This is a genomic window from Streptomyces lancefieldiae (assembly GCF_031845825.1).
Taxonomy (GTDB): Bacteria; Actinomycetota; Actinomycetes; order Streptomycetales; family Streptomycetaceae; genus Streptomyces; species Streptomyces lancefieldiae.
Genome location: NZ_JAVRFH010000007.1, coordinates 134,934 through 149,733 on the forward strand (window position 1 = coordinate 134,934; position 14,800 = coordinate 149,733).

Sequence of the window (14,800 nt, forward strand, 5' to 3'; positions counted from 1 at the left end):
GACACTCGACGGTCCGCGCCTGGCGGCGGCGTTTCATCGAACGTGGTCTGGACGGCCTGTCCGACGAGCCGCGGTCCGGTGTCCCGCGGAAGATCACCGACGCGGACGTCGAGCGGGTCATCGTCAAGACGCTGGAGGAGAAGCCGAAGAACGCCACCCACTGGTCGACCCGGTCGATGGCGGTGGCGGTGGCCACCGGCATGTCGCAGTCCGCGATCTCGCGGATCCGACGGGCGTTCGCGCCGGCCCCGCACCGCTCACCGATGGCTTCCGGGGTTCCCGAGCGCCGCAGCCACGACTACGTCCGGGCCGGCACCACCACCCTGTTCGCGGCCCTGGAGGTGGGCACCACGGGGAAGGGGATCGGCTCTCTGCACCGCAGGCATCGGGCCGTGGAGTTCAAGAAATTCCTGGCCAAGCTGGACAAGGAGGTGCCCGCCGACCTGGACGTGCACCTGATCCTGGACAACTGCGTCACCCACAAAACGCGGGTCATCAAGAAGTGGCTGCTGGCACATCCCCGTTTTCATCTGCACGAACTCGCTGACTCAGGCCACCAGGGCCTTCCACCGGGATGTGATTCCGGCCATTCGGTACATGCTGACGAGGTCGGCTCCAGACTGGAGAACCACAGCCCAGAACCTTGGTGGCGGCCACTGGCACCGCCGCGATCCGGCGGTGCTCCATCCCGTTGGCGCTGCGGCTCACATCGGGCTCACCACTCGCTGCGTCGTCACGCCGGTGACGTCCCCGTGCGAAGCCGTGTCCGGCGCCGGCGTTCGCGGGGAGCTCGCGCCCGGGGGCCCGGTACATGAGTAGCATGCACGCGTCAAGTACGCGCTTTGCGTCAGAAACTCGAACGCTCTGGCGAACTCTCCGTCTGGCCTGATTGGATCACTTCAGCAACAACAGCAGCACCAAAGAATTAGGGGGACGTAGCATGCGCATCCGGCGATCCCTGACTCCCAGTCGCCGCGGAACAGTGCTCCGGCACTCGCAAGCCGTCGGCCTCGACGCATCTGTGGTCGCTCGCTCCGGATAGCGGCTTCGCGAACTCCTGGAACTACGACTCAGGCCGGAACGCGGGTATCGACGGCGCCGGCACCTCGGCCGACGCGGCGGCCGTCCAGGCGACTGGTTCCAGCGACACCAGTCAACCGGCTGACCGCTCGGCGATCGAGCGCTGTCTGCGGAGACATGGTCCTGCTTCGCTACGCCCCGAAGGAGCACTCCTGATGTCCACGTCTTCCCGCGAGCGTGACCTCCACTGGATGCGCCGAGCGGTCGAACTGGCCCGGCTCTGCCCGCCGTCGGAGGGCGCGTACTCCGTGGGTGCCGTCGTCGTCGGCGCCGACGGAAGGGAGCTGGCGTCCGGCTACAGCCGTGAGAACGGAGGGCGTGAGCACGCCGAGCAGGCGGCACTCGCCAAGCTTCCGTCCGACGACGTCCGGCTGCGCACCGCGACGATCTACAGCACGCTGGAGCCGTGCTCCCGGCGCAGCCACTCGGCGATCTCGTGCGCGCACCGGATCCTGGCCGCCGGACTGCCGCGCGTCGTCATCGCCTGGCGTGAACCCTCCCTGTTCGTCGCGGACTGCGTCGGCTGTGAGTTGCTGACGGAGGCAGGGGTAAGGGTGGTCGAACTGCCGGAACTCGCTGCGGACGCCCGGGCCGTCAACGCTCATCTGGGACGCCTCGACCAGTCAAAAGGCTGATTCGCGCAAAAGGGCGGATGAAAGAGAGTCCATGCCCCTGCGCGCCAATGAAGTGATCTGCACCATGTGTGATGAACGGGGATGAAGGTGACGACGAGTCAATTGCCCGTTGGAAACCGGCCTCTTGGCCGGGCCGAGGTCCGGAGGCGGACAGTAGTGCCGTTGGATCTAGAAGCGTACACGTCTGTGCAGTCCGAACTCATCACGTTCCATGGCCTCGCCGACGGCCAGGAACACCTGGCGGTTCGCCTCGGGGAGCCAACGGGCATCCCGCTGGTCCGCGTGCATTCGGAGTGCCTGACCGGAGACGTTCTCGGGTCCCGGCGCTGCGACTGCGGTCCGCAGCTGACCGATGCCCTCGCCATGATCCACGAGCGGGGCGGCTACCTGCTCTACATGCGTCAGGAAGGACGTGGCATAGGGCTGTACAACAAGCTCGACGCCTACCAGCTCCAGGACGACGGCCATGACACGTATGCCGCCAATCTACAGCTGGGACGCGCCGCCGACGAGCGGGATTACACGGCTGCCGCGCAGATTCTGCACTGCCTGGGTGCCGTGGAGATCGACCTGCTGACGAACAATCCGGACAAGGCGGAACAGTTGCGCCGGTACGGCATCCGCCTGCGCAAGGTGCTGCCCACCGTCGCGCACGTGAACCCCGACAACTACCGGTACCTGGCGGCCAAGGCCACCGAGACCCGCCACACCATTGATCTCGAAGGGATGTTCCCGTGATACGCCACCGCGGCCCCATCAGCGGCATCGCCGCCTACGACAGCACCTATGTGGCCACTGCCGGTTACGACAACCAGGTCGTGCTCTGGAACGCCGCCGACCGGCAGCCCCTGGCCCGCGGGGTTCATGATCACCTGGCCAACCAGGTTTCTTTCAGCCCCGACGGCACGTACTTGCTCACCTCCTCCAGTGACTACACGGCGCGGCTGTGGTCGCTTCCGGATCTGAAACTTGTCACGGTCTTCTCGAACCACGACGACGACGTGGAGATGTCTGCTTTCCACCCCACCGAGCCGCTGATCGCCACGGCCTCCCGCGACCACCGGGTCCGGGTATACGGCTTCGGCGGAGAGCTTCGGTTCGTCTTCGAGGGGCACACCGCGGATGTCATCTCCGTCGAGTGGGCCAGGGACGGGGACGAGCTGATCTCGTCCAGTGACGACGGCACCATCAAGCGCTGGTCGCTGAGCAAAGGCGCGAAGGTCGCGGACATCGACCTGGGCGGAGTCGAGACGGACACCGTCGCCCTGGACTCCAACGGCATCGTCTACGCGGGTAACGACGACGGCGAGATCGTCCTGATCCAGGACGAGAGCACGACCACACACCCGGCGCACGAGGCGGGCATCAAGCGGCTGGTCCACAACGCGGCCCGAGAACTGCTGGTCAGTCTCAGCTACGACCGGACACTGCGGGTCTGGGACACCTCCGACGGCCTGGCCCCGGTCGCCTCCTCGTCGCTGCCCAGCGACGTGTGGCCGCGCTCCTGCGCGTTCCTCGACGACAACACTCTGGTGTTCGCCACGTTCGGCACCTCGTACGCCACCTACCGCATCGACGACGACTCCTGGGACCTCGACGGGGTGGACCCCACGCCCGGTGTCAACGCGGTCATCACCCGCCGAGGAGCCCGCCTCACCATCGGTGACGCGGGCATCCTTCGGGAGAACGGCGCGGCGCGGGCCAGGACCGGCAGCCTCTGCAACTTCCTGACCGAGGTCGGCGACCGCGTGGTCACCGGTGGCCAGATGGGGACGGTCTTCGACGCCCTCAGCGGCAAGGTGCTGCACCAGCACCGCTCGCCGCTCAACTGCGGAGCCGCGTTCGTCCGCGAAGGGCTGCCGCACGTGGTGATCGGCGCCTACACGGGTGAGGGCCTGGTCTTCTCCCTGCGACCCGACGGGGAGTTCCGGCTGGAGGAGACGCTGCACCTGCACGGGAACGCGGTGAAGGGCGTCGCGGTCAGCGGCGACTCGATCTTCTCGGTGTCGGCGGACGCCGAGGCGGCCTGGTTCTCCACCATCTCCCTCACCGAGACCCGGCGCGCACCGCAGGCCCACGACAAGATCGCCAACGGCTGTGTCGGTCTCGGCGACGGCGCCTTCGCCAGCGTGAGCCGCGATCTGAAGCTGCGCGTCTGGAGCGGCGAGGACGCCGTCGTCACGCTGGACACCCCGCACGACCACTCGATCAAGTGCGTCAGCGCCTCGGCGGACGGCCGCTATATCGCCACCGGCTCCTACAACGGACTGGTCGCCGTCCACGACCGCGCCACCGGCACCTGGCCCACGGTCACCCGCCCCACCACGGCCGGCATCTCCTCGCTGCACTACGACGGCGAGGCGAAGACCTTCCTCGCGGGCTCGTACGACAGCACGGTCTACGAGGTCCCGCTGGAGCGGGCGTGACGCGGGCGGGGCTCCCGGCCAACCCGAACGATCTGGCCGACCGCGAGGCGATGGGCCTGCCCCGGTCCTTCGTCTCGCGGACGGACCACGTCCTCCTGGCCGAGGCCCACCGCAAGCTCGCCGGCCGAGAGCCGGAACACCTGGCGGCCGCGGCTGAGGACCACCTGCTGCCCTTCACCGAGAGACTCGCGGCCGGCTCCCTCCTCGGCCTGCTCGAAGACCCCAGGATCTCTGCGCTGGACCCGGCGATGGTCGAGGTGCCGGCCGGTACGTTCCGGATGGGACTGGACCCCGCGCGGGTGGCGGCCACGGCGCAGGAGTGGCGCCACGTCGGCGTGCTGCCCGAGTGGATCCGCAAGGAGACCCCGGAACACACCGTCGACGTGGCGCGGTTCAGGCTCGCGCGGTATCCGGTGACCAACGCCGAGTACCGGCGGTTCCTGGAGGACACGGACGAGCGGTGGCTGCCGACGTCGTGGCGCTTCGGGGTGTACCCGGCCCACCTGTCCAACCATCCGGTGTGGACGGTGCCGCCGGAGGCCGCCGACGCGTACACCCGGTGGCTGGCCGGCCGGACCGGCCGCGCCTTCCGGCTTCCCACGGAGGCGGAATGGGAGTACGCCGCCTCCGGTGGGGACGGCCGGGAGTATCCGTGGGGAGAAGCCTTCCACCCGGAACGCTGCAACACCGCTGAGGCGGGCCCACTGGGGACCACCCCCGTGGGGATCTATCCCGAGGGCCGTGCGCCGTTCGGTTGCGACGACATGGCGGGCAACGTCGAAGAGTACGTGGCCGACGACTACCGGCCCTACCCCGGCGGGCCGCGCGTCGCCGACGATCTGGCGCGGGACGAGAAGCCCTACCGGATAGCCAGGGGCGGAAGCTTCACCCGGTTCGGGGACCTCACCCGGTGCCGCAGGCGCCACGGCTGGTACAGCAAGCCCATCTACGCCATGGGCTTCCGGATTGCGGAGACACCATGAAAGCAGCCCCGTCCATCGCGCCGCTCGAGGCGCCCTACACGCTGCGGGCTTGCGCTGTGCCCTACGAGACGCTGGCCGAACGGCATCCCGCCTACGGGAAGTTCGGCCAGGACGTGGGGCGCACGCGGCTGATCGAGGTACCCGGCCCCCACGGCGGCGCCACGGTGATGGCCAAGTGCGAGTGGGAGAACCCGGAGGGCTCCGTCAAGGACCGCGTCGCCTACGCCCTGCTGGGCAGTGCACTGGAGGAACACGGGGACCGTCCGCTGAGCGAACTCAAGGTGCTCGAGTATTCCGGCGGGAACCTCTCCCGTGCGCTCTCCGCGCTCTGTGCGGAACTCGGCATACGCTCCCGGTACGTCCTCTCCTCCGCGAGCCCCCGCAGCCTGCTCGACACCCTGGAGGCGCGGGGAGCCGAGGTGGATCTCGTGGACAAGGAGAAGGGCTTTCTCGAAGTCGTCCGCCGCGCCCTGCGGACCGCCGAGGAGGACCCCGGCTGGCACCTGCTCTACCAGCACCGCAACCCGGCCAACCTGTTCTTCCACGAGCGCACGACCGGCGCCGAGATCGTGGCACAGACCCGGGAGCGGAAGGTGGCGGCCTGGGTGGCTTCCATCGGCACAGGTGGCACGCTCATCGGTGTGCTCCGCGCCCTGCGGCGACGAGATCCCGCAGTGAGGGCCGTCGGGGTCACCCCGTCCGAACTCCCCTACGCCAGCGAGCAACCGCCCAACGGATTGCCGAAGTACGCCGGGTCGGGCGGCATGGGGTACGGCATTCGGCAGCCGTTCGTCACACTCCACGACGACGAGATCGAGCATCACACGGTCTCCCACTCCCGCTGCCTGGAGCTGATGGCGGAGTTCTTCGCGGCGACGGGAATCCGTATCGGCACCTCGGCCGCCGCGAACTGGTCCACGGCGCGGGAAGTGGCCGCTTCGCTGCCGCCCTCGGACACCGTGGTCACCGTTCTGCCCGACGCGGGAACGCCCGAGGAATGGGCGCGGATCGGGCGATGAGCACGCGCCGGAGAGGAACCGCCGCAGAACGCGGGCGCGGGACGCCTCCGTCCGCGTTCCCGGCCGGTGGGCCGGAAGGGGAGGCACGGTGATCGGCGTACTGCTGGCCGCCGGCGCGCGGTTGCGGGAGGACCTGTGCGTGGTCGTGGAGCGAGATCCGGCGGTACGCGGCAGGAGCGAGGCACTCCTGGCGCCCCATCTGCCGGCGCTGTGGCTCCACCGGGTCTCACACCCGCTGCACACGCGGGGGCACCGGTTCCTGGCCCGGTTGTTGTCGCTGCTCGGACGGTTCCTGTCGGGTGGGGTGGACATCCATCCGGGGGCCAGGCTGGGGCGGCGGCTGTTCATCGATCACGGCGCCGCCGTGGTGATCGGCGAGGACGCGGTGATCGGCACGGACGTCACCCTGTACCACCAGGTCACGATCGGTGCCGTGGGCTGGTGGAAGGACCGGCGGAGGAAGCCCGGTGAGCGGCGGCACCCGACGCTCGGTGACCGTGTGGTGGTCGGTGTCAGCGCCTCCGTGCTGGGTCCCGTCCAGGTCGGGGACGACTGCGTGATCGGCGCGCACTCCCTGGTGACCGGCGACGTACCGGCCGGACACAGCGTCCGGGCGGCCGGCAGTGAGATCCGCGGGGGGAGGAAGAACGACACAAGCGTCACGCACTTTCCGGCTTCCATCAAGTGAAATCGCTTCAAGGGGGATTCCAGTGCACGTCATCCTGGTCGAGACGTCGTCGGTGAGAGGGTTCGACTGCGTCCAGGAAATGGTGGAAGCCGGTGTCGAGGTCACCTTTCTCTCCGGGGACCTGAGCGGATACCGCGCGAAGCCCGGGGCCGAGCTGATGTCGGCGGCCACGCGGACCATCGAGATACCGGGCCTCTCCTCGGTCACCGATCTGGCCGCCGAGCTGGAGGGCCGACTCGGCGACAACCCGGTGACGGGTGTCATCTGCCGGGAGGAGGCACACGCGTACGTCTCGGCCTGCCTGGCCCGGGACCTCGGCCTGCCGCACGAGGACCCCGAGACGACACTGATGCTGACCAACAAGGCCGCGGTCCGCGACGAACTCGACATGGCGGGGCTCGGCGGCCTGGCCTGGCGGGCCGTGACCGGCGAGGAGGCGGGGCTGGCCGCGGCGCGGGAGATCGGCTATCCCGTGGTCGTGAAGCCGGCCGACGGCGGCTGGTCCATCGGGGTGTCGGTGGTGTGGGACGAGACCTCGGCGCGCCGGGCTCTCCGGGAAGCCATGCGGCCCATTCCGTTCGCTCCGCCGAAACCGCCCCTGATCCTGGTCGAGGAGTACGCCGTCGGCCGGCACGTCAGTGCCGAGATGCTTGTCCAGGACGACCGTGTGATCGTGCTGGGCTTCGTCGACCGGGTGCCCGCCCCGGCGGGAACGACCGCCGAACTGGGCGGCCACTTCCCCGCTCGCTTCCCCGGTATGGAGGCCGCCCGCCAGTACGCCGTCGACGTGGTGCGGGCCCTCGGCGTCCGGTGCAGTGCCGTGCATGTGGAGATGCTGATCACGCCCGCCGGGCCGGTGCTCATCGAGGTCAACCCCCGGGTCGCAGGCCACGTGGTGGCCCACCAGATATCCCTGGCGCTGGGCCGGTCCCTGGCCCTGGACCTGGTGGACCTGGCTTCGGGACGGCCAGTGGCCGAGGCAGGTGTTCCCGTGGCAGCGGTGGCCCTGCGGCAACTGTTCAGCGTGACGGGCGGAACCGTCTCGGCTTCCGCCGCACCGCAGAAGCGGGGACCCGCGGTGGCGATGGCCGACGTCTGGGCAGGGCCGGGAGACCGGGTGCGACCGCTCAGGGACAACCAGGACCGCTTCGGCTACGTCTTGGCGTGCGGGGACTGCGCCGAGTCCGCCGACCGGGCCGCCAGGACGACCGCCGACGCCCTCCTGGCCGAGCTGGCCATCGTGCCCGACGGACCAGCTGACGGCGAAGTCGCGGCGACCGCGGTCCCGCCCGGCCCGCACCTCGTGCTGCTGGCAGGGCCGCAGGAGCCGGGCGACGTGCCGTTCGACCGGATCATCGACGCCGTCCGCCCGATCACCGACCGGATCAGCACTCTCTGGATCGCCCCGGACGAAGACGCCGACGCGCGGCCCGGTCCGTCTGCGCGGTCCGCCGGTGCCTGGCATCACGTCGCCTCCTGGGAGGAGGCGGAGAAGCTGTACGAGCGGCTCCGCTCGGCCGGTCCCGTCGAGGGCACCGTCGCGGCGAGCCCGCGTCTGGAGCCGCTCGCCCGGCGCCTGCGCGGTGAGAAGCCCCTGGAGCCCGCGGCGCCCCCGGACGAGGAGAGCGCCGCGCACATCGTGCTGGTACTGGGCCCCGTCCCCGGCCGCACCGATGACGCCGTTCCGCTCGGCGTCATCGACGAGCTCCGCCACGGCGGCGGTACGGAACGCCGCTTCCCCACCGCCTTGGAGTCGGGTGCCGCCGAACGGCTGCAGGCCCGAGCGGCGGCCGCTGTACGGGAGTCCGGGGCGACGGGTCTCGTCCGCTGCGTCGTCCCGGGCCCGGACACGGACGCGCGCGGCGACGCGGAGGTCGGACTCGTGCCGGGTGTCGACGCCTCCATGGTCGACCTCTTCGACGCCGTGCACACCCGCGGCCTGCTCACACTCGCCGCCGAGGCCGCGCTCGGACGCTCGCCCCGGCTGCCCGCACGCCGCGCCCGGACCGCACTGTGGCGCTCGCTGCCCGCGCCTGCGGGACCCTTCCGCGTGGTGGAGTCCACCCCGGCGGACGAACTGTTCGCCCTCACCGGTGTGTTCCGCGCCGAGACGCCCCTCGCCACGGGCGACATCCGGCACCGGGGAGGCCCCGGGACGCGGCTGCGGTTCACCGTGACCGGCCCGGACCCCGCGCAGGCCGCGGAACGTGCCGCGGACGTCGAGGCCTCGCACACGTTCAGGACGGATCCCTTGGACCGTACGCATGTACTGGTGCTGGACAGGATCGGCCCGCAGGCGTGGACGGACGAGGACGGCACGTCACTGTTCCCGCCCGACCGGTACCGGCTCAGCGTCCTGTCCTCGGCCCAGGACGCCCTGACCACCCGGGGCGCGGACTTCGCCGCGGCCGTGGACGTCTTCGACGACTCGGCCGTCGGCCGCCTCGCCGGGGCCGTGCACGCCACTCACCCCGTGCACCGCGTCGCCACGGTCTCGGAACGCCTCCTGGCCCCGGCCGCACTTCTGCGCGGCAGGTTCTCCGCACCCGGTGACACAGCCCGGCAGGTGGCGCGCTTCGTGGACAAGGCCGTCATGAAGCAGATCGCCCGCCGGGCCGGCATCCCCCACGCCCGGGGCCGGGTGCTCGACACCAGAGCGGACCTGACCACGATGCTCGAGCAGCACGGCCGGGTGGTGGTGAAGCCCCGCAGCGGTTCCGGGTCACAGGGCGTGCGCTTCCTCACCGGCGCGGAGGACGCCGCTCACTGGCTGGACACCGGATTCCGGCCGGGCGTCTTCCTCTGCGAGGAGTACGTGCCGTACGAGCTGTGCCACATCGACGCCCTGGTGACCGGCGGCGAGCCTGTCTGGGACGTCTCGCTGTACACACGGGACACCCTCGCCCTGCGACGGGGGCTGCCGCTGTCCTCCCGCACGGTGTCCGAGCCCGGCCTGCGGTCGGCGGCCGGCGTCCTGCTCGCCTCGGTGATCGACGCGTGGCAGGTCCACGACGGCGTGGTGCATCTGGAGGCGTTCCGTTCCCCCGCCGACGAGTTGACCTTCTGCGAGGTCGCCGCGCGGCCGGGAGGGGGAGGGGTCGCCGACGCCTTCCGGGCGACCCGCGGCATCCACCTCGACCGGGCCAAGCTGCTCCTGGACGCCGGCGAGGACCCCAGCCGCATACGACGGGATCCGGTGGCCGCGTACGCGGGCTGGACCGTGCACTACTCCCCGGGCGGCGTACTGCGGGAACTGGACGACTCGGCCGTGGCGGACCACGCGTACGCGCGTTCCGTGGCCGCCGAGCCCGGACAGCCGACCTCCGCCTCGTCCTTCTCCGGCAGCGGTGTGAGCACCCATGTCTTCGCCGACGACGATCCGCTCGAGGTGCGGCGTCTGGTCGAACTGGCCGAGACGAGCACACGAGTGCTCCTCGACACCCCTCCCACCACAGAAAGCGCAGGCACCAGGTGATCCTTTGCGTTCTCGGCAGTGCTTCGAAGGACTCCGTCACCCGCAGGGCTGTGGAGCTCGTCATGGAACGCTTCGTCCAGCACGGCAGTACGCCGGAACTGGTCGACCTGTCCACCGAGTTCACGCAGCTGCACGACATCGAGCAGTACGCGGACCCGGAACCGGGCAGCCAGACGGCACTCCTGCGGGACCGCGTCGCCTCCGCCTCCGCCGTGGTGCTGGCCTCGCCGGTCTACCATGGCACCTTCAGCGGACTCCTCAAGAACGCTCTCGATCACCTGGAAGGCGACAGTCTCGCCGCCAAGCCGGTCGGCATCCTCGCGGCCGGGGGAGGCCCCCGCAGCGCCGCCGTCGCCTGCGACCACCTGCGCACGGTCACCCGCGCGCTGAGCGGCTGGGCCGTGCCCACCCACGTGGCGGTGACCTCCACCGACTTCGAACCCGGGGACGACTTCGACAACCTCGTCGAGCGGGCCGACGAACTGGTCACCGAGCTGCTCTCCTTCCGTGCCGGCCCCGCGGCCGCGCCGTCCGAGGAGCCGCGCCATGACCACTGACGGCGAGCAGCACCTGCTGCTCCTCACCGGCATCGGCGGACACGCGCCCGAGGACGCGCTGGACTCCCTCCAGACCGTCACATCCACGATCAGCGTCCTCCACCTGACGGCGTGGACCCCCGTGGACCCGGTACGCGCCGACTGGTCCTCCCGGGGCCTGGACGGTGAGTGCCTGATCGCCGCCGACTTCGCCGAGGCCGCGGAGACCGTCGCAGCCCTGCACCGAAGGCGGCGGATCGACGGGGTGGTCACGTACTCGGAGCTGCTCCTGCGTCCGCAGGCGGAGATCGCTCAGCGGCTCGGGCTGCCCGGCAACAGCCCGCAGTCGGTGGCGATCGCCCAGTCCAAGGCCAGGCAGCGCGCGGTCTTCGCGCAGCGCGGAGTTCCCTCGCCGCGCTCGGCGGAACTGCGCGGCGCCGCCGATCTGGCCCCCGCCGCCGCGCGCGTGGGACTGCCCGCCGTGTTCAAGCCGTCGCTGGGAGCGGGCAGCACCGGCGTCCGGCTCGTACGCGACCAGGCCGAACTGGAGAGGGCGTACGAGGAGGCGAGAGCGGCCACCGGCCCCTTCCTCCAGGAGGACGACCGGTTCCTGCTGGAGGAGCGTCTCCAGGTGGAGGCGGACGGCGATACGGACTACGCGGCCTATGTCAGCGTCGAGAGCCTGCTGGTCGAGGGGCAGGCCCACCACTTGGTGGTGACGGACCGGCTACGCCTGCGGCACGGCTATGCGGAGGAGGGCCTGATCCTGCCCTCACGGCTTCCGGCGGCGCGACAGGCGGACGTGATCGCCTGCGCGGACCGGGCGATCCGAGCTGTGGGCCTGACCAGCGGCGCCGTGCACACCGAGGTGGCCCTCACCGCGCGCGGCCCGGTGGTCATCGAGGTCAACGCACGCGCCGGCGGCCCGGTACCGGATCTCCTGCGGACTGCGGCCGACTACGACTACGCGGCGCAGATCGGCCGGGCCGCACTACGTCTGCCGCCCACCGAGGGCGTCGTGCTGCGCCGGGCGGCCTGGCACCGGTTCATGCCCATTCCGGAGGGTGAGTGGCGTGTCGCCTCGCAGGAGGACGCGGCGAAGGTGCGCGAGCGATTCCCCGAACTCGTCTACCTCAGCCCGCGCTTCCGGCCGGGCCAGCAGGTCAGCCGGGCCCGCACCCTCCATCTGGCCAGCTACATGCTGCGGGCCGGGACGCTGGACGAGGCACGCGCGCTGGCCGAGGCCGTCGAGCAGGCGCTGGACGTGCGCCTGGAGCCGGTGACGCCTCCGGGCGGCCCGCGTCAGGGGTGAGCACACCCCCGATGCCACCACCAAGGAACACAGACCAGGAGCAGACGTGACCGACGGGCCATCACTCACCGAACAAGCACCGGGCGCGGACCGCGCCGGAGCATCGAGGGCGCCGATCTACGCGGTCGAACTGGCGGACGCGATCGGTCTGGGCATGTACCTGGCCTCCTCGGTGCTGTTCCTCAACCGGGCGGTGGACCTGTCGAACCATGAGGTCGGACTGATCCTGGGGGCCTCGGGCGTCGCCTCGATGGCGGGGGCGATGCCCATCGCCCGCGCGGCGGAGCGCTTCGGGGTCCGCAACGCGCTGTGCCTGCTGTTCGTGGTCCGGGGCGCCGCCTTCCTCGGGCTGTCCCTGGCCACCTCCTTCACGGCCGCGCTCTCCGTGTCGCTGGTCGCGGGTCTTCTCAGCCGGGGCATCGGCCCGCTCATCGAGTCCGCGATGCTCGCGGCGGGCGACGGTGACAAGGCCGGTGAGGTGGGAGCGCTGGCCCGACTGCGGACCCTGCGGAACGCGGGCATGGCCGCCGGTGCGCTGCCGGCGGGCTGGGCGATCACTGTGGACGAACGCTGGGCCTACCAGGTCGTCCTGGCCTCCTCCGCCGTGGTGTTCGTCTGCTGCGCCGTCGTCTGCCGACGGTTCCCCGCCGAGGGTGAAGGACCCGCGGGCAGGAGGGCGGGTGCCGCGGCCGACCGCGCGGGCATCCTGCGCAACCGCCCGTTCCTGGGGATCACGGTGCTGTACGGGGCACTCACCCTGTCCGCCCTGGTACTGGCCATCGGGCTGCCGCTGTGGATCGTGCAGGAGACCGAGGCGCCGGGCTGGAGCGTGACACTGTGCCAGCTGCTCAACACCGTGCTGGTGGTGCTTCTTCAGGTACGGATCTCCCGGGGCTCGGAGAAGCACCGCACAGCGCGCGGGATGATGCTTCGGGGCGGAATCATCTCCGCGCTCGCAGCCGTGGCCGTACCGCTGTCGGGTGACGTCGGCCCCTATCAGGCAGTGGCCGTGGTGGCGATGGTCGCCGTGCTCTTCACCCTGGCGGAGCTGTACATCGTCGCGGGCTGCACCGGGGCTGCACTGCAGCACATCCCGGAGGAGCGCAGGACTGGACATCTGGCGGCCTTCAACCTCGGCTTCGCCGCGGCCACCGTCATCGGTCCCCCACTGATCAGCACGAGCCTGGCATGGGGCGCCTGGTCCTGGGCCGGCTGGGCGGCCTTTTTCCTGGCTGTCGGCGCGGGAGCCCTTGCCGTCCCGCCGGCCGAAGAACCCGAGGCGGAGGCCCGGGCGGAGTGAACCTCATGTCCACCAACTGCATTCGCTGCACAGGAAGGAGACGAGTCATTGAATTCGACTGAGTACATGGCCCGCTTCACCAGCTGGGCCGACAAGATCTACGCACAGGCACGCGACTCGTGGACCGAGACGGACGAACAGCGGTACGCCGCGCGGCTCATGCTTGGCACGTTGGCACCGGGCAGCCGTGTTCTCGACATAGGGACCGGGCGAGGGCGCGATGTCGCAGTCCTTGCCGGGGCGGGACACGAGGCCGTAGGGCTGGACCTGACGCCGCTGGCGGAGTGGGAGAAGATCCGCGCGGATTATGACAGGGCCTCGTTCGAGGTGCGCGGGTTCATGGACTACAGGCCGACCGGTGCTTTCGACGCGGTGCTGGACAGCGGGTGCTTCCACCACCAGCACCCGGACGATCTGGATCCCTATCTCGAGAAGGTGAGGGACGTCCTCGTACCCGGCGGGAGCCTCTGGCTGAACGTTTTCCGCCGCCGCTCCGACGATTGCGCGTTCACGGAGAACCCGACCGCACCCTGGACCGACGGCCGCTACATCCGCACCTACGTGGAGTCCACGGTCAAGGCCCTGCTGACCGGGCACGGCTTCTCGCTTGTCTCGCACACCGTCATCGAACGCGACGACTTGAGAGCCGAGGTGGACGACATGCTTGTTCATGCGGTGCGGCCGAAGCAGTAGGCCGCTGAGACTTCTGTGTGGAGTCCCAGCGGCGGTGGACCGCCGCAGCGCCTACAGGGCGGTCGGTGGTTGTTCCGCGCCGAACACCCACGGTGCGAGCACGACCTGCCAGCCGTCGGGGTCCTCGAACAGAACGGCGCCGTGGTCCTCCCAGTACGGATTCACCGGCGGGACCGGGTGGTGCCCGTGCTCGGCGAGCCGCCGGGTCGCGGTGGCGACCGCCTTGGGGCCCCGCAGGTAGAGGACCAGCTGATTCTCCGGGTCGGGCTCGGGGACGCGCGGCGGATCGCCGTGCTGCAACAGCTCCATGTGCACCGGTGTCCCGGGCAGGCCGAGCACCACGCCGTCGTATCCGCGGTGTCCGCGCCACTCAGCCAGCACCGGCAGGCCGAGAACGTCGCGGTAGAACACGAGGACTTCGTCGTACTTCGCCGTCGGCCGGGCGAACCTGACGGCGCCGACATCTAAGTGGGAAGGCCAGGTATGAGACATGGGCCGATTATGGCAGAAGGCCGGCCTCGCACTTCCGCCGAGCGAAGCAGCGGCATCACTTGCCGAGCCTCTTTTCATCCCGCGCTGATAGATGAAACGGGCTGGTGGGCGGGGAAGTCCGCTCTGCCGGCGCACTTCGTCCTGCATCCTCCACCCGGCGT

Annotated in this window: 12 protein-coding genes and 1 pseudogene; 12 read left to right on the plus strand and 1 reads right to left on the minus strand. The window is 70.5% G+C overall.

Going from position 1 to position 14,800, the window contains the following annotated elements; genetic code table 11:
* Nucleotides 1-8: 8 nt before the first annotated feature.
* The 12 genes and pseudogenes from RM812_RS09450 to RM812_RS09505 form a co-directional block, all read left to right on the plus strand.
* Nucleotides 9-536 (plus strand): annotated as a pseudogene (locus tag RM812_RS09450) (helix-turn-helix domain-containing protein); the annotation flags it as partial.
* Between the two features lie 699 nt (nt 537-1,235).
* Entirely contained in the window at nt 1,236-1,715 is a 480-nt protein-coding gene (locus RM812_RS09455; RefSeq protein WP_311571968.1) for a deaminase, read from the plus strand.
* 81 nt (nt 1,716-1,796) lie between these two features.
* Nucleotides 1,797-2,453 (plus strand): GTP cyclohydrolase II, encoded by a 657-nt coding sequence (locus RM812_RS09460; protein WP_394816432.1) that lies wholly within the window; start codon nt 1,797-1,799, stop codon nt 2,451-2,453.
* Nucleotides 2,450-4,141, plus strand: coding sequence for a WD40 repeat domain-containing protein (locus RM812_RS09465; RefSeq protein ID WP_311571970.1), 1,692 nt, complete (start codon nt 2,450-2,452; stop codon nt 4,139-4,141). Before RM812_RS09460 ends, RM812_RS09465 begins: the two co-directional genes overlap by 4 nt.
* Complete coding sequence (locus RM812_RS09470; protein WP_311571971.1) at nt 4,138-5,124, plus strand: formylglycine-generating enzyme family protein; 987 nt, start codon at nt 4,138-4,140, stop codon at nt 5,122-5,124. Before RM812_RS09465 ends, RM812_RS09470 begins: the two co-directional genes overlap by 4 nt.
* Nucleotides 5,121-6,143, plus strand: a complete 1,023-nt coding sequence (locus tag RM812_RS09475) for a PLP-dependent cysteine synthase family protein (RefSeq protein WP_311571972.1) — start codon at nt 5,121-5,123, stop codon at nt 6,141-6,143. The genes RM812_RS09470 and RM812_RS09475 overlap by 4 nt, the downstream gene beginning before the upstream one ends.
* 88 nt (nt 6,144-6,231) lie before the next feature.
* The gene (gene epsC, locus RM812_RS09480) at nt 6,232-6,831 is read left to right on the plus strand and encodes a serine O-acetyltransferase EpsC (RefSeq protein ID WP_311571973.1); all 600 of its coding nucleotides are present in this window, start codon (nt 6,232-6,234) and stop codon (nt 6,829-6,831) included.
* Nucleotides 6,832-6,853: 22 nt separating this feature from the next.
* Nucleotides 6,854-10,306 (plus strand): ATP-grasp domain-containing protein, encoded by a 3,453-nt coding sequence (locus RM812_RS09485; protein WP_311571974.1) that lies wholly within the window; start codon nt 6,854-6,856, stop codon nt 10,304-10,306.
* A complete protein-coding gene (locus RM812_RS09490; RefSeq protein ID WP_311571975.1) occupies nt 10,303-10,863 on the plus strand; it encodes an NADPH-dependent FMN reductase in 561 nt (186 codons plus the stop codon). The genes RM812_RS09485 and RM812_RS09490 overlap by 4 nt, the downstream gene beginning before the upstream one ends.
* Nucleotides 10,853-12,154, plus strand: coding sequence for an ATP-grasp domain-containing protein (locus RM812_RS09495; RefSeq protein WP_311571976.1), 1,302 nt, complete (start codon nt 10,853-10,855; stop codon nt 12,152-12,154). Before RM812_RS09490 ends, RM812_RS09495 begins: the two co-directional genes overlap by 11 nt.
* A 46-nt stretch (nt 12,155-12,200) precedes the next feature.
* Entirely contained in the window at nt 12,201-13,454 is a 1,254-nt protein-coding gene (locus tag RM812_RS09500) for an MFS transporter (protein ID WP_311571977.1), read from the plus strand.
* A gap of 66 nt (nt 13,455-13,520) precedes the next feature.
* Nucleotides 13,521-14,147: an SAM-dependent methyltransferase gene (locus tag RM812_RS09505; RefSeq protein WP_311571978.1), complete on the plus strand. Its 627-nt coding sequence runs from the start codon at nt 13,521-13,523 to the stop codon at nt 14,145-14,147.
* Between the two features lie 51 nt (nt 14,148-14,198).
* Here RM812_RS09505 and RM812_RS09510 read toward each other — a convergent pair whose 3' ends face one another.
* On the minus strand, nt 14,199-14,639 hold the full coding sequence (locus tag RM812_RS09510) for a VOC family protein (protein ID WP_311571979.1): 441 nt from the start codon (nt 14,637-14,639) through the stop codon (nt 14,199-14,201).
* Nucleotides 14,640-14,800 lie beyond the last annotated feature (161 nt).